Here is a 12,791-nt window from a genome sequence, read left to right as displayed (position 1 = left end):
GCGGGTGCGAGGGGGGTGGCTCAGGTTTCCGAGAACTGCATTGCGTGCAGCCGCGCGAAGGCGCCGCCGCGAGCGAGGAGTTCGTCATGGGTGCCTTCCTCGACCACGCGGCCCTGATCCATCACCACGATCTTGTCGGCGTGGCGCACGGTCGAGAGCCGGTGCGCGATGACCAGCGTGGTACGGCCCTTGGCAAGGTCGTCGAGCGCCGCCTGCACCACCGCCTCGGACTGCACGTCGAGCGCCGAGGTGGCCTCGTCGAGCAGCAGGATCGGCGTGTCGCGCAGGATGGCGCGGGCGATGGCGACGCGCTGGCGCTGGCCGCCCGAAAGCGACGAGCCGCGCGGCCCCACCTGGGCGTCGAGTCCGCCCTCGAGGCGGGGCAGGAAATCGGCCACGTGGGCCGCCTCGAGCACCTCCTGCAAGCGCGCCTCGGAGACATCCTTGCGGCCGAGCAGGATGTTCTCGCGCAGCGACTCGTCGAAAAGCAGCGCTTCCTGGCTGACCACCGAGAACAGGCCGCGCAGCTCGGTGAGCTTCATCTCGGAGACCGCGGTGCCGCCGATCTCGACGCGGCCCTGCACGGGATCGACGAGCCGGGTCAGCACGTTGAAGATGGTCGACTTGCCGGCGCCCGAGGCGCCGACCAGCGCGGTGGTCTTGCCGGCCTCGGCGGTGAAGCTGGTGCCGCGCAGGACAGGCGCGTCGCCGTAGGAGAGCTGCACGTCGTCGAGCACGATGTCTGGCACGCCCTGCGGCGCGGGCTTGGGCTGGTCCGGGTCGCGCAGCGCCGGGACCATGTCCATCAGCTCCTTCAGGCGCTCGATCGAGGCGGCGGCGATCTGCCAAGTGCCGCTGACCGCGCCGAGCCGGCGCAGCGGCTCGAAGGCCAGCGCGATGGCGGTGAAGAAGGCCATGAAATCGCCCACCGTCTTCTGGCCCGAGAGGATCTCGCTGCCGCCGTAGAACAGCACGCCCATGAAGCCGATGCCCGACATGATGTCGATGAGCCCGGGGATCGAGGCCTCGCCCAGCGTGGCGCGCACCTCTGTGCGAATGCGCTTGTCGGTGAGCTTGCGGTAGCGGTTGGCCTGATATTCTTCGAGCCGGTTGAGCTTGACCGGCACGATGCCGTGAAAGATCTCGTTGAGCCGTGTCGAGAGCTTGGCCGAGATGTCGCGCGCCTTGCGGGCGTTGCCGCGCACGTAGCGCTGCGCGAAGACCGAGGGCAGCACCATGATCGGCGCGCCGATCAGCGCCACCAGCGTCCAGCGCCAGTCGATCCCCAGCGCCACGCCAAAGAGCGAGATCAACGCGACAACGTCGCGGCCGGCGCCGGTGATGATGATGCGCCAGACCTTCGAGATGCTGCCCACGTCGCCCTCGATGCGCTGCATCAGGTAGCCCGGGCCATAGGCCTGGTGAAAGCTGCCGTCGAGGCTCATGAGATGGGTCACGAGATCGTTGCGGATCGCGCCGACGGTGAGCTGCGAGACCCGCGACATCACCACCTTCTGCACGATGCTGGCGATGGCGCGCAGCAGGAAGCTGCCGAAGATCACCAGCCCGACCCACCAGATCGCGCTGCTGTTGCCGCCGACGAAGACGTTGTCGAACATCGGTTTCATCATGTAGCTGAGCAGGCCGAACATGGCGCCCTCGACGCTCATGAAGACCAGCGCGACGACCAGCAGCCAGCGGTGTTTCCAGAGGTAGTTCCACCACAGCCAGCTGAACAGCTTGCCGGAATTCTCGGTGCGCCCGCTCACGCCAGCTCTTCCGGCGGGCGCTTGGCGTCGAACCCGGCCTGCACGGGCTTGCTGTCATACTCCGTCGCGATCCACTCCTCGAAGGGGATCGGCGCGCGCCGGTTGCGGGCGGCGTAGACGTCGAGGATGTAGCCTTGGATGCCGGTGCGGGTGAACTCGAGATGGACGTATTTCAGCCCGAGCTGCTTGCGCGCCACCTCGACCGGCACGCCCTCGAACACCATGAGGTACACCGCCGAGGCAAAGCCCGCGCGGTCGGCGCCGGACTTGCAGTGAAACATCATCGGCTTCTCGGCGCTGCGCATGGTCTCGATCAGGGTGAGGATGCGCTCGCGCTTGGGCGCCATGCGGGCCCAGAGCTTGGCGTGCAGCAGCGTCAGGCCGAGTGTCTCGCAGCTCTCCTTCTCGAAGAGGTAGTGCGAGTATTTCTCTTCTCCGCGCAGGGTGATGACGGTCTTGATGCCCATCCTGGCGTATTTCTCGAAGCGCCGGTGGGTCGGGTGGTTCGAGCGCCACACGCCGGGGGCAATCTGCCAGAAATTGGTCCAGACGCTGCGCAGCCAGGCATGGTCGAAGAGGTTGTAGTGCAACGTCGACAGCGCCCGGGCGCGCGGGGTCGAGATGTCCTTGCCGAAGGAACGGCGGAAGCGCCGTTCGGCGGTTTCGATCTTTTCCCAGAGCTGGGTGAGCATGCGTGACGTCCCGATGGTCTTGCGGCGGTTTAGTGGCCTTGGCCGCGCGTGGCAAGCAGCGGGGCGGATTGACGCCGCCGCGCCCGCGTTTAGGTTGGCGCCGACCCCGGAATTTCAAGGGGTGCTTTCACGGAGAAATCTTATGTCACTTGCTCACGGTCGCCCGTACCTGGCCATTCCCGGTCCGTCGGTCATGCCCGACGCGGTGCTGCGCGCGATGCATCGCGCCTCGCCGAACATCTACGAGGGTGAGCTTGTCGACATGGTGGCCGCGATGATCCCCGACCTGCGCTACGTGGCGCAGACCGAGGGCAATGTGGCGATCTACATCTCCAACGGCCACGGTGCCTGGGAGGCGGCGCTGTCGAACGTCGTGGCCGAGGGCGACAAGGTGTTGGTGCCGGCCACCGGGCGCTTCGGTCACGGCTGGGCCGACATGGCGGTGGGGCTCGGGGTCGAGCCGCAGATCATCGATTTCGGCCGCAAGACGCCGCTCGATCCGGCCCGTGTCGCCGAGGCGCTCGCGGCTGACAAGGCCCATGAGCTGAAGGCGGTGCTGGTGACCCATGTCGACACCGCAAGCTCGGTGCGCAACGACGTGGCGGCGGTGCGCCGCGCGCTCGACGATCTCGGCCACCCGGCGCTCCTGATGGTCGATTGCATCGCCTCGCTGGCCTGTGACGAGTTCCGGATGGATGCCTGGGGCGCCGACGTGATGGTGGCGGGCTCGCAGAAGGGTCTTATGGTGCCGCCGGGGCTGAGCTTCGTGTTCTTCAACGACCGCGCCGCCGCGCGCAGGGTCGAGATGAAGCGTGTAAGCCGCTACTGGGACTGGACGCCGCGTGCCAATCCCGAGTTCTTCTACCAGTATTTCGGCGGCACGGCGCCCGCACACCACCTCTACGGCCTGCGCGCCGCGCTCGACATCATCCGCGCCGAGGGCATGGAGGCGATCTGGACGCGCCACGCCACGCTGGCCCGCGCGATCTGGGCCGCGGCGGATGTCTGGGGATCGGAGGGGCCGCTGTCTATGAATGTCGAAGACCCGCTGGTGCGCAGCCACGCCGTCACCGCGCTGCGCGTCGGCGCGCCTTATGGCGCAGAGCTGCGCAAGTGGACCGACACCACGGCGGGCCTCACGCTGGGCATCGGGCTGGGCATGTCCGAGCCGGACGACCCGATGGGCACCGGCTTTTTCCGCGTCGGCCATATGGGCCACGTCAACGCCCACATGGTGCTGGGGGCGCTCGGGGTGATCGAAGCCGGGCTGCACGCGGTCGGCATCCCGCATGGGCGCGGCGGCGTCATGGCCGCAGCCGAGGTGATCGGAAACGCCGTCTGAGCGGGCGCGGCGCGGTTCAGGCCGCGCCGTTCAGCCGCCGGTCGAGCAGGGTGATGAGGTGGTTCAGCGCAACCCCCGCCAGCGCCACCGCGCCGAGGCCCCAGCTCACCCAGATCACGCCGAAGATCCACAGCATGTTGATGAACAGGAAGAACAGCGCGGATGAGGTGTAATCCGGTGCCGGCTGGCGGGTGCGGTTGTCCATGGGCAGATCCTCAGATGTCGGCGCGGGCCGCCAGCATAGCACAGCTGGCACCACGACTTTGGGATCGAACCCTTTACGCAAGGTAATGGTTCCGTGATTGATCCGTGTGGAAACGCGGTCAGGCCACTGTTTCGCGCGCCTCGGCCAGCGCCTTGGGCAGTTCCTCGGCAAGGATGTCGAGATCGGCCTCGGTGCCGGCGCTGATCCGGATGCAGCGATTCTGCGGTGCCACGAAGGGCATCCGCACGAACACGCCGCGCCGCGCCAGCCCCTCGAGCACCGCGCGGGCGAAGGCGCCGTCGCCGCCGCAATCGACCGCCACGAAATTGGTGGCGGAGGGCAGGGCGCTCAGCCCGTTGGCTTCGGCGATGGCGCCGATGCGGTCGCGAGCCGAGACCACGCGCCCGCGAACCTCGTCAAGCCACGCGTCGTCGAGCAGCGCCGCCAGCGCCCCGGCCTGCGCCGCGCGGTTCATCGCGAAGTGGTTGCGGATCTTGTCGAAGGCCTTGATCAGCGGCTCGGCGCCAAAGGCAAAGCCCACCCGCGCCCCCGCCATGCCATAGGCCTTTGAGAAGGTGCGGAAGCGGATCACCCGGGGATCCTCGGGGTCGATATTGGGCGCGGTGCCATCGGGGGCGAACTCGATATAGGCCTCGTCGAGAGCCAGCACCGTGCCCTCGGGCAGGGCGTCGAGCGCCGCCTCGATGGTGGCGCCATCGATCCAGCTGCCCATCGGGTTGTCGGGATTGGCGAGATAGACGATCTTGGCATCGACCTCGGCCGCCTTTGCCATCAGCGCCGAGACGTCCTCGGCGTCGTCGCGATAGGGCACCGTGTGCAGCACGCCGCCATAGGCGTTCACGTGGTAGTTGAAGGTCGGGTAGGCACCCTCCGAGGTCACCACCGCATCGCCGGGCTCCACCAGCAGCCGCACGAGATAGCCGAGGCAGCCGTCGATGCCCTCGCCGAAGACGATGTTGGCCGGGCCGCAGCCGAGGCGCTTCGACAGCTCCGCCTTAAGCTCGAAATGGCTCGGATCGGCGTATTTCCAGATCTCCGCATCCGCCGCCCGCAGCGCCGCGATGGCCTTGGGCGAAGGGCCGAACACGCTCTCGTTGGCGCCGAGCCGGGCGCGGAACACGTGGCCGCTGGCGCGCTCCTGCTCCTCCGGCCCGACGAAGGGCACGGTGGCGGGGAGACGGGCGATGAGGTCGGGAAATCTGGGTCCGTGGGTCATGGCGGCGATTTACGGCCTGCGCCGCGTCCCGGTCAAGCGGATGCGCATTAGCGCAGGAACTTGCGGCGCGCGTCGCGGGCGATCTCGTAGCGCATCTGCAGATCGGCGATCCGGCCCATGTGGCGGCGCTTGTCGGCCTCGCTGGTGGCGGCCTGCCAGTCGGCGCGGGCAGCGTCGAGCTGCGCCTTGAGGCGGATCTCCTCGGGCAGGGCGCCGGCCTCAGCCATGATGCGGTAGCCGGCGGCGTCGCCGGCATCGATCAGCGCGTCGCCGGGGCGGTCGGGAAGGCGCTGACCCTCTCCGGCAAGGCCCGAGAGCTTGCCTTCGGCCTCCGCCTTGCGGATTTGCGCTTCGGTGAGTCGGTGCCAGCTTGCCATGGGCGCAGTCTGCGCCTCGTGGCGGCAGGGCGCCAGAGCTATCGCACCAGCACCGGCGCCTTGCCGATCATGGTCTCATCTCCGGCGGCGCGGACAACGAAATCGGCCACCGCGCGGCGGCTGACCAAGCCCATGCGCCACTCCTCCGGCTCGACCAGCACCTTGTAATGCCCGACGCCGCCATTGGTCAGGATGGTCGGGCGCACCAGCGTCCAGTCGAGGCCGGAGTTGCGGATCATCTCTTCCTGAATGTCCTTGTCGGCATAGGCGCGGCCCAGGAGCGCCGTGTGCGTCATGCGCTCGGTCCACGACAGCGCCGAGCGCGAGTCGCCGGTGCCGATGCCGGTGACGGCGATCAGCCGGCGCACCCCGGTCTTTTCCATCGCCGGCAGCAGGGCGGCGGTGGCCTCGGAGAACAGCTTGGTTCGGGTCCAGATGATCGAGCCGTTGCGCGGCAGGCCCAGCGTCATGGCCACCGCGTCCACCCCCTCGACCGCCTCGGCAAGGCAGGCCGGGTCGGTGGCGTCTCCGGGCACCGGCTCGAGCCCGGGCTGCAGCTCCATCTCGCCGGCGCTGCGGGCCAGCGCCCGCACCGTGTGGCCCTGCGCGAGCGCGGTTTCCACCGTCGCGGCGCCGATGCCGCGGCTGGCTCCGATCACGAGAAGTTTCATGCGCCGTGCTCCCTCCTGTTTCGGGGCCAACGCAGGCGCGCTTGACCCCGTTCCGGCAAAAGGCCACTTTCCGCCCCGAGCAGCCGGGCCCAGCCCAGGCCACCTTCGGCACAGAAAGAGACTATGGCAACCACCCCAGCCCCCTTCGCCCCGTTCGAATGGATGATCGCCTGGCGCTACCTGCGCGCCCGCCGCGCCGAGGGCGGGGTCAGCGTGATGACCTGGATCAGCCTCGTCGGCATCACCCTCGCGGTCTTTGCCCTGATCGCCACGCTGGCCGTGCGCTCGGGCTTCCGGGCCGAGTTCGTCGACACCATCCTCGGCTCCAACGCCCATGTCACGGTCTATGCCAGCCAGCGGCTCGACGAGTACGACCGCCCGGTGCGTACCTTCGACGATTACGCCGAGCGCGCCGAGCGCGTGGCGGAGGTGCCCGGCGTGATCCGGGTCGCGCCGCTGGTCAAGGGGCAGGTCATGGGCACCGCCGGTGGCCGCAATGCCGGGGTCGAGGTGTTCGGCATCGCCGAGGACGACCTCAAGGGCATCCCGCGCATTGCCGATCCAGAGACCGGGCAGGGCGATATCGACAGCTTCGGGCAGGGCATCGCCATCGGTTCGGGCGTGGCGCGCGAGCTGGGCCTCAGCGTCGGCGACCAGCTCAAGCTGATCTCGCCCGATGGCGTGAAGACGGCCTTCGGCGTCAGCCCGCGGGTCAAGCTCTATGATGTGGTCTACATCTTCACCGCCGGGCGCTACGACATCGACCGCACGCGGGTCTACATGCCGTTCGAGGAGGCGCAGCTCTATTTCAACCGCGAGGGCGTGGCCGACGAGCTCGAGGTGATGATCGACGATCCCGAGCGGGTCGAGCGGCTTGCGCTGCCCGTGCTGCAGGCGGCGGGCGAGGGCGCGCTGATCTGGACCTGGCAGGATGCGTCGGGTGCTTTCCTGCGCGCGCTCGAGGTCGAGGACAACGTGATGTTCGTGATCCTCTCGGTGCTGGTGCTGATCGCGACGATGAATATCGTCTCGGGCCTCATCATGCTGGTGAAGAACAAGGGCCGCGACATCGGCATCCTGCGCACCATGGGGCTGACCGAGGGCGCGGTGCTGCGGGTGTTCTTCATCTGCGGCGCCTTCACCGGGGTGATCGGCACGCTGATGGGGGTGGTGCTCGGCTGCCTCTTCGCGATCTATATCGACCCGATCTTCTCCTTCGTGAACTACGTCGCCGGCGGCGGGGTCTGGGACCCGGCGGTGCGCGGCATCTACGCGCTGCCCGCCAAGCTGCAGATGGGCGACGTGCTCAGCGCGATGGCGCTGTCGCTCGGCCTGTCCTTCGTCGTCACGATCTTCCCCGCCCGCCGGGCGGCCCGCATGAACCCGGTGGAGGCCCTGCGCTATGAGTGATCCGGTCCTTCACCTTCAGGATATCGAGAAACGCTACAATGCCGGCCAGCCGAACGAGATCGCGGTGCTGCGCGGCGCAGACCTTTCGGTCGCGCGCGGCGAGGTGGTGGCGCTGGTGGCGCCCTCGGGCGCCGGCAAGTCGACGCTCTTGCACATCGCGGGGCTGCTCGACACCGCGGACCGTGGCGACGTGTCGATCGCCGGCGAGACGGTGACCGGCGCCTCGGACCGCCGCCGCACCATCCTGCGCCGGCAGGAGGTGGGCTTCGTCTACCAGTTCCACCACCTGCTGCCCGAGTTCACCGCGGCCGAGAACATCGTGCTGCCGCAGCTCGCCAACGGCGTCGCCAAGGCCGAGGCCGAGACGCGGGCGCAGGAGCTTCTGGAAAGCGTCGGCATCGGCGCGCGCGCGGGGCATCGCCCCGCCGCGATGTCGGGCGGCGAGCAGCAGCGGGTGGCGTTCTGCCGGGCGATGGCCAACGGGCCGAAGCTGCTGCTGGCGGACGAGCCCACCGGCAACCTCGATCCCACCACCTCGGACACGGTGTTCGGCGCGCTGGTGCGGCTGGTGCGCGAGACCGGGCTCTCGGCGCTGATCGCGACGCACAATCTCGAGCTTGCCGCCCGCATGGACCGCCGGGTGCGGCTCGAGGAGGGGCGTCTGGTCGAGGGCTGAGCCCCGCCGCTGATCCTAGCCGCGCTGGGCCAGCCAGACCCCGAGCCCCATCAGGGCGATGCCGCCGGCGCGCGACGCCGAGAGCGGCACTTCGCGGGCGCCGAACAGGCCGAAATGGTCGACCACGGCGGCGCTGATGAGCTGGCCGATCAGCACGAAGAAGATCGCGCGCCCGACGCCGAAGCTCGGCGCGACATAGGTGATGCTCAGCACGTAGAAGGCCACGAAGAAGCCTGCGAGGAAGAGGTGCTTCGGGGCGTCGACGGCGCGCGCCACCGGGCGCGGATCGGTGACGAACATCACCACCGTCGCTGCCGAGAGCGCCACGATGAACAGGATGAACGCCGCCGCCGCAGGCGAGCCGATATATCCGCCCAGCCGCGCGTTCAGCGCGGCGAGGACGGGGATGCCGATGCCGGCGGCGAGCATGGTGAGCGCGTGAATGGGCATGAGGTCTCCTCTGGGCACGGACAGCGATCTTGCGGCACCATGCGGCGGCGCGGCAGGGCTGTCATCCGTAAAAGGGCAGTGTCTTTGACTTGATCTGATGAGCGTGTCAGGCGAGACAGAAGAAAAGACAAACAGGGGAGGGCATCGGGCATGACACGGGTGCTGATCGGAACATGGCTGGCGGCAGGGCTGGCAATCGCGGCCTGCACGCCCGACGAGATGCCGCAGGCGGCGGACGGGCGCGGGCTCTACATGGAGTATTGCTCGGTCTGCCACGGCCCCGAGGGCAAGGGCGACGGCGAGATGGCCCGCGCCATGACCGTGGCCCCGAAGAACCTGACGCTGATTGCGCTGCGACACGGTGATGAATTCCCCCGCGCCAAGGTGCTGTCGATGATCGACGGCTACGCGCGCTCGGATCTCGACGGGCCGGCGATGCCGGAATTCGGCGAGTTGCTGAAGGGCGATCTGGTGCCGCTCGACACCGGCGACGGGGTGCTGACGCCGACGCCGCGCAAGATGGTGGCGCTGCTGGAATATCTCGAATCGATCCAGGCGACGCGCTGAGGGCCTGCAACCGGTGCGGCGGGGCTCAGCCCGCCGAGACCGACTTGCGCACCATGTCCCAGTAGATGTCGGCCACCTCCTCGATGGAAAGCCGCCCGCCGGCGCGATACCACGTGTTCACCCCGGTGAGCATGGCGATGAGCGCGTAGGAGGCCAGCCTTGTGTCGGGCACCGAGAAGGCGCCCGCCGCCTGTCCGTCGCGCAGGATGGCTTCCAGCGCGCCCTCGTAGACCTTCCGCTGCGCCTCGATCACCGCAAAATTCTCCGGGGCGAGATTGCGCAGCTCCATGTAGGAGATGAAGATCGCCTCGGGCCGGTCGAGATTGAAGCGGATGTGGAAGCGGACGAAGGCCTCGAGCCGGTCGCGCGGGCCCTCGGGGCGGGGTTCTGCCTCCCAGGTCGCAAGCAGCTCGTCCATATGGCCCTTGAGCAGCGAGAACAGCAGCGCCTGCTTGTCGGGGGTGTAATTGTAGAGCGCGCCGACCTGCACGCCGACCTCGCGGGCGATCTGGCGCATCGACACGGCGGCATAGCCGTGCTGGGCGAACAGCCGCAGCGCGGTCTCGCGGACCTTCGGGCCGGTGATGTCGGAATGGGATCCTTGCGTGCGCGCCATGCCGCCCAGATTAACTGAACAGACGTTCAGAACAAGGTCTGGTGCTTGCCCCGCGCGCCCTGGTGCGGCAAGAGGGTGACAGACCAGACGGATCCGCCCATGCGCCTCTCGCCTCTTCTGCTGCCCCTCGTCCTGCTGGGCTGCGCCACCTTTCCCGAGCTCGATGCCGCCCGCACCCCGGGCGTGGCGTCGCAGCCGTTCCCGGCGCTGTTGCCGCTCGAGAGCCTGACAGGCGCGCCGCTGCCGCGCGCCACGCCGGAAATGCGCGAGGGTATCGAGGGCCGCGTCGCGGGGCTGCGCGCGCGCGCGGCGCGGCTTCAGGGGCCGGTGGTCTCGGATCGCGACAAGGCGCGGATGGATGGCGGCGTCGACTGGCCCTACTAGGGCGCGCAGGTGAGTGCCGCCCAGCCCCTGCATGCCTGCCGTCTTGCCGAGGGGGGGCCCTGCGAGACGGTCGGCGATCCCGAGCTGCTGTTCCCGTGGTGGAGCGTCACCAAGACCGCGATTGCGATCTCTGCGCTGCGGCTGGCGGAGGCCGGGGCGCTGGATCTCGACGCGCCGCTGCCCGGCGAGGCCCTCACCCTGCACCAGATTCTGACCCACCGCGCCGGCCTGCCGGATTACGGCAGCCTGCCGGCCTATCACGCGGCGGTGCGGGCGGATGAAGAGCCCTGGTCGCGCGACGCGCTTCTCGAGGCGGCGCTGGCGCAGGGACGGCCCTTCGCGCCGGGGCAGGGCTGGCGCTATTCCAATGTCGGCTACCTGCTGGCGCGGGAGCGCATCGAGGCGGTGGCCGGGCAGGGGCTTGGGGATCTGCTGCAGGCGCACATCGCGCGGCCGCTGGGGCTTCGCAGCGTGGTGCTGGCCGAGACCCGGGAGGAGTTTGCGCGGACCGCCTGGCCCGCGGCGCGGCGCTACCATCCGGGCTGGGTCTATCACGGCTGCCTGATCGGCACCGCATCCGACGCGGCGCGGATGATGCAGGGGCTGTTTGCGGGGGAATTGCTGTCGCCCGTAAGCCTCACAAGGATGCGCGAGACGCTGCGGCTGGGCGGCGCGTTGCCGGGGCGTCCGTGGACCGAGCATGGCTATGCGACGGGGCTGATGAGCGGGGCGGTCGGGGCGGCGGGGGGCGCCATCGGGCATTCCGGCGCGGGTCCGTTTTGCGTCAACGCGGTTTATCACTTCCCCGACCTGCCGCGCCCGGTGACGGTGGCGGCCTTCACCGACGGACATGACGAAGGCGTGGCCGAGCGCGAGGCGGTGCGGCTGGCGGTCTCTGGCTGAGCGTCTGGCCCGCTTGCGCATCCGTTTCACTGCGGCGGGCGCGAATCCCGTCAGCGTGCCGTTGCACCGGCGCGAGCTTGGCGATAATGCGGGCCGAACACCGTTTTCAAGGCGTCAACAGCAAGAAGGAACGCTCCCATGTCTGACCCCCTCCGTCTCGGAATCGCGGGCCTGGGCACCGTGGGTGCCGGCGTGGTCAAGATCGTCCGCCAGAAATCCGTTTTGCTGCAGGCGCGCACCGGGCGCGGCATCGCGATCTCGGCGGTCTCGGCCCGCAACCGCGAGAAGGATCGCGGCGTGCCGCTGGGCGATTACGGCTGGGAAGACGATCCCGTGACGCTCGCCACGCGCGATGATGTCGATGTCTTCGTCGAGCTGGTCGGCGGCTCGGACGGCCCCGCCAAGGCGGCGGTCGAGGCGGCGCTGAAGGCCGGCAAGGACGTGGTCACCGCCAACAAGGCGCTCTTGGCCCATCATGGTCAGGCGCTGGCGCAGCTGGCCGAGGAGAACGGCTGCGTGCTGCGCTTCGAGGCGGCGGTGGCGGGCGGCATCCCGGTCATCAAGGCGCTGACCGAGGGGCTTGCCGCCAATGACATCACCCGGGTGATGGGCGTGATGAACGGCACCTGCAACTACATCCTGACGCGGATGGAAAGCGCCGGGCTGAGCTATGAGGAGGCCTTTGCCGAGGCCGATGGTCTCGGCTATCTCGAGGCCGATCCGGAGCTCGACGTGGGCGGCATCGACGCAGGTCACAAGCTGTCGCTGCTGTCGTCCATCGCCTATGGCACGCAGGTCGCCTTCGACGCGGTGGAGCTCGAGGGCATCGGACGCGTCAGCATCGACGATATCCGTCAGGCCGCGGATATGGGCTACAAGATCAAGCTGCTGGGCGTGTGCCGGATGACCGGGCGTGGGCTCGAGCAGTCGATGTCGCCCTGCCTGGTGCCGGCGTCGTCTCCGCTGGGGCAACTCGAGGGTGGCACCAACATGGTGGTGATCGAGGGCGACCAGGTGGGGCAGATCGTGATGCGTGGCGCCGGCGCGGGCGAGGGCCCGACGGCGAGCGCGGTGATGGGCGACGTGGTCGACATCGCGCGCGGCACCCGGGTGACGACCTTCGGCGCGCCGGCGAGCAAGCTGGTGAAGGCGACGCCGGCCAAGGCCGCGACGCCGGCGCCGTATTATCTGCGCATGAACCTCGCCGACAAGCCGGGCGCGCTGGCCAAGGTGGCCTCGGCGCTGGGCGAGGCCGGGGTCTCGATCCACCGGATGCGCCAGTATGATCATATCGACAATGCCGCCCCAGTGCTGATCGTGACCCACAAGACCACCCGCGCGGCGCTCGATGCGGCGCTGGATGCGATCCCGGCCACCGGCGTGGTGCAGGGCGCTCCGGTGGCGCTGCGCATCGAGCAGGTCTGAGACGGATCTGGCGGAGGGGCCCAGTCCGGGGGCGCCGGGGGTGCATTTGGCCGCGGGGGGGGGGCCC

Annotated in this window: 15 protein-coding genes; 7 read left to right on the top strand and 8 right to left on the bottom strand. The window is 69.1% G+C overall.

Annotation, left to right across the window (positions count from 1 at the left end; all coding sequences use genetic code 11):
• Window positions 1-20 precede the first annotated feature (20 nt).
• Both AC6RA4_RS06490 and AC6RA4_RS06485 read right to left on the bottom strand, forming a co-directional pair.
• A complete protein-coding gene (locus AC6RA4_RS06490; RefSeq protein WP_500158571.1) occupies window positions 21-1,769 on the bottom strand; it encodes an ABC transporter ATP-binding protein in 1,749 nt (582 codons plus the stop codon).
• Entirely contained in the window at window positions 1,766-2,461 is a 696-nt protein-coding gene (locus tag AC6RA4_RS06485) for a phosphatase domain-containing protein (protein WP_500158569.1), read from the bottom strand. Before AC6RA4_RS06485 ends, AC6RA4_RS06490 begins: the two co-directional genes overlap by 4 nt.
• A 142-nt stretch (window positions 2,462-2,603) precedes the next feature.
• On the opposite strand from AC6RA4_RS06485, the gene AC6RA4_RS06480 reads away from it, so the two are divergent.
• The gene (locus tag AC6RA4_RS06480) at window positions 2,604-3,803 is read left to right on the top strand and encodes a pyridoxal-phosphate-dependent aminotransferase family protein (protein WP_500158567.1); all 1,200 of its coding nucleotides are present in this window, start codon (window positions 2,604-2,606) and stop codon (window positions 3,801-3,803) included.
• Between the two features lie 16 nt (window positions 3,804-3,819).
• Here AC6RA4_RS06480 and AC6RA4_RS06475 read toward each other — a convergent pair whose 3' ends face one another.
• The 4 genes from AC6RA4_RS06475 to AC6RA4_RS06460 all read right to left on the bottom strand — a co-directional run bounded on the left by AC6RA4_RS06475 (window position 3,820) and on the right by AC6RA4_RS06460 (window position 6,293).
• On the bottom strand, window positions 3,820-4,008 hold the full coding sequence (locus AC6RA4_RS06475) for a histidinol phosphate aminotransferase (protein WP_500158565.1): 189 nt from the start codon (window positions 4,006-4,008) through the stop codon (window positions 3,820-3,822).
• Window positions 4,009-4,126: 118 nt separating this feature from the next.
• Complete coding sequence (locus AC6RA4_RS06470) at window positions 4,127-5,245, bottom strand: pyridoxal phosphate-dependent aminotransferase (RefSeq protein ID WP_500158563.1); 1,119 nt, start codon at window positions 5,243-5,245, stop codon at window positions 4,127-4,129.
• A gap of 47 nt (window positions 5,246-5,292) precedes the next feature.
• On the bottom strand, window positions 5,293-5,622 hold the full coding sequence (locus AC6RA4_RS06465; protein ID WP_500158561.1) for a DnaJ family domain-containing protein: 330 nt from the start codon (window positions 5,620-5,622) through the stop codon (window positions 5,293-5,295).
• A gap of 38 nt (window positions 5,623-5,660) precedes the next feature.
• Window positions 5,661-6,293, bottom strand: coding sequence for an NAD(P)-dependent oxidoreductase (locus AC6RA4_RS06460; protein WP_500158559.1), 633 nt, complete (start codon window positions 6,291-6,293; stop codon window positions 5,661-5,663).
• Window positions 6,294-6,416: 123 nt separating this feature from the next.
• Here AC6RA4_RS06460 and AC6RA4_RS06455 point away from each other — a divergent pair, with 123 nt between their 5' ends.
• Complete coding sequence (locus AC6RA4_RS06455; protein ID WP_500158558.1) at window positions 6,417-7,703, top strand: lipoprotein-releasing ABC transporter permease subunit; 1,287 nt, start codon at window positions 6,417-6,419, stop codon at window positions 7,701-7,703.
• Window positions 7,696-8,379, top strand: a complete 684-nt coding sequence (locus AC6RA4_RS06450) for an ABC transporter ATP-binding protein (RefSeq protein ID WP_500158556.1) — start codon at window positions 7,696-7,698, stop codon at window positions 8,377-8,379. Before AC6RA4_RS06455 ends, AC6RA4_RS06450 begins: the two co-directional genes overlap by 8 nt.
• Before the next feature lie 15 nt (window positions 8,380-8,394).
• Here AC6RA4_RS06450 and AC6RA4_RS06445 read toward each other — a convergent pair whose 3' ends face one another.
• Window positions 8,395-8,829, bottom strand: coding sequence for a DMT family transporter (locus AC6RA4_RS06445; RefSeq protein WP_500158554.1), 435 nt, complete (start codon window positions 8,827-8,829; stop codon window positions 8,395-8,397).
• 150 nt (window positions 8,830-8,979) lie between these two features.
• Between AC6RA4_RS06445 and AC6RA4_RS06440 the strand changes: the two genes are divergently transcribed.
• Window positions 8,980-9,396: a c-type cytochrome gene (locus AC6RA4_RS06440; RefSeq protein ID WP_500158552.1), complete on the top strand. Its 417-nt coding sequence runs from the start codon at window positions 8,980-8,982 to the stop codon at window positions 9,394-9,396.
• Between the two features lie 25 nt (window positions 9,397-9,421).
• Here the strand turns inward: AC6RA4_RS06440 and AC6RA4_RS06435 are convergent, their stop codons facing one another.
• Complete coding sequence (locus AC6RA4_RS06435; protein WP_500158550.1) at window positions 9,422-10,012, bottom strand: TetR/AcrR family transcriptional regulator; 591 nt, start codon at window positions 10,010-10,012, stop codon at window positions 9,422-9,424.
• 99 nt (window positions 10,013-10,111) lie between these two features.
• On the opposite strand from AC6RA4_RS06435, the gene AC6RA4_RS06430 reads away from it, so the two are divergent.
• From AC6RA4_RS06430 to AC6RA4_RS06420, 3 genes are all read left to right on the top strand, one after another.
• Complete coding sequence (locus tag AC6RA4_RS06430; protein ID WP_500158548.1) at window positions 10,112-10,396, top strand: hypothetical protein; 285 nt, start codon at window positions 10,112-10,114, stop codon at window positions 10,394-10,396.
• A 9-nt stretch (window positions 10,397-10,405) separates the two neighbouring features.
• Entirely contained in the window at window positions 10,406-11,299 is an 894-nt protein-coding gene (locus AC6RA4_RS06425) for a serine hydrolase domain-containing protein (RefSeq protein ID WP_500158546.1), read from the top strand.
• Between the two features lie 138 nt (window positions 11,300-11,437).
• Window positions 11,438-12,724 carry a homoserine dehydrogenase gene (locus AC6RA4_RS06420; RefSeq protein ID WP_500158544.1) on the top strand — a complete coding sequence of 429 codons (1,287 nt, stop codon included), beginning with the start codon at window positions 11,438-11,440 and terminating at the stop codon, window positions 12,722-12,724.
• The last annotated feature ends 67 nt before the right edge of the window (window positions 12,725-12,791 follow it).

The sequence above is a fragment of the Salipiger sp. genome (assembly GCF_059781815.1).
The sequence above is the reverse complement of the archived record's forward strand: the minus strand, read 5'-3'. Positions and strand labels throughout refer to the sequence as shown.

Coding starts and splice junctions, on each gene's coding strand:
- AC6RA4_RS06485 (WP_500158569.1), bottom strand. CDS start 2,461: ATGCTCACCCAGCTCTGGGAAAAGATCGAAACCGCCGAACGGCGCTTC.
- AC6RA4_RS06480 (WP_500158567.1), top strand. CDS start 2,604: ATGTCACTTGCTCACGGTCGCCCGTACCTGGCCATTCCCGGTCCGTCG.
- AC6RA4_RS06475 (WP_500158565.1), bottom strand. CDS start 4,008: ATGGACAACCGCACCCGCCAGCCGGCACCGGATTACACCTCATCCGCG.
- AC6RA4_RS06470 (WP_500158563.1), bottom strand. CDS start 5,245: ATGACCCACGGACCCAGATTTCCCGACCTCATCGCCCGTCTCCCCGCC.
- AC6RA4_RS06465 (WP_500158561.1), bottom strand. CDS start 5,622: ATGGCAAGCTGGCACCGACTCACCGAAGCGCAAATCCGCAAGGCGGAG.
- AC6RA4_RS06460 (WP_500158559.1), bottom strand. CDS start 6,293: ATGAAACTTCTCGTGATCGGAGCCAGCCGCGGCATCGGCGCCGCGACG.
- AC6RA4_RS06455 (WP_500158558.1), top strand. CDS start 6,417: ATGGCAACCACCCCAGCCCCCTTCGCCCCGTTCGAATGGATGATCGCC.
- AC6RA4_RS06450 (WP_500158556.1), top strand. CDS start 7,696: ATGAGTGATCCGGTCCTTCACCTTCAGGATATCGAGAAACGCTACAAT.
- AC6RA4_RS06445 (WP_500158554.1), bottom strand. CDS start 8,829: ATGCCCATTCACGCGCTCACCATGCTCGCCGCCGGCATCGGCATCCCC.
- AC6RA4_RS06440 (WP_500158552.1), top strand. CDS start 8,980: ATGACACGGGTGCTGATCGGAACATGGCTGGCGGCAGGGCTGGCAATC.
- AC6RA4_RS06435 (WP_500158550.1), bottom strand. CDS start 10,012: ATGGCGCGCACGCAAGGATCCCATTCCGACATCACCGGCCCGAAGGTC.
- AC6RA4_RS06430 (WP_500158548.1), top strand. CDS start 10,112: ATGCGCCTCTCGCCTCTTCTGCTGCCCCTCGTCCTGCTGGGCTGCGCC.
- AC6RA4_RS06420 (WP_500158544.1), top strand. CDS start 11,438: ATGTCTGACCCCCTCCGTCTCGGAATCGCGGGCCTGGGCACCGTGGGT.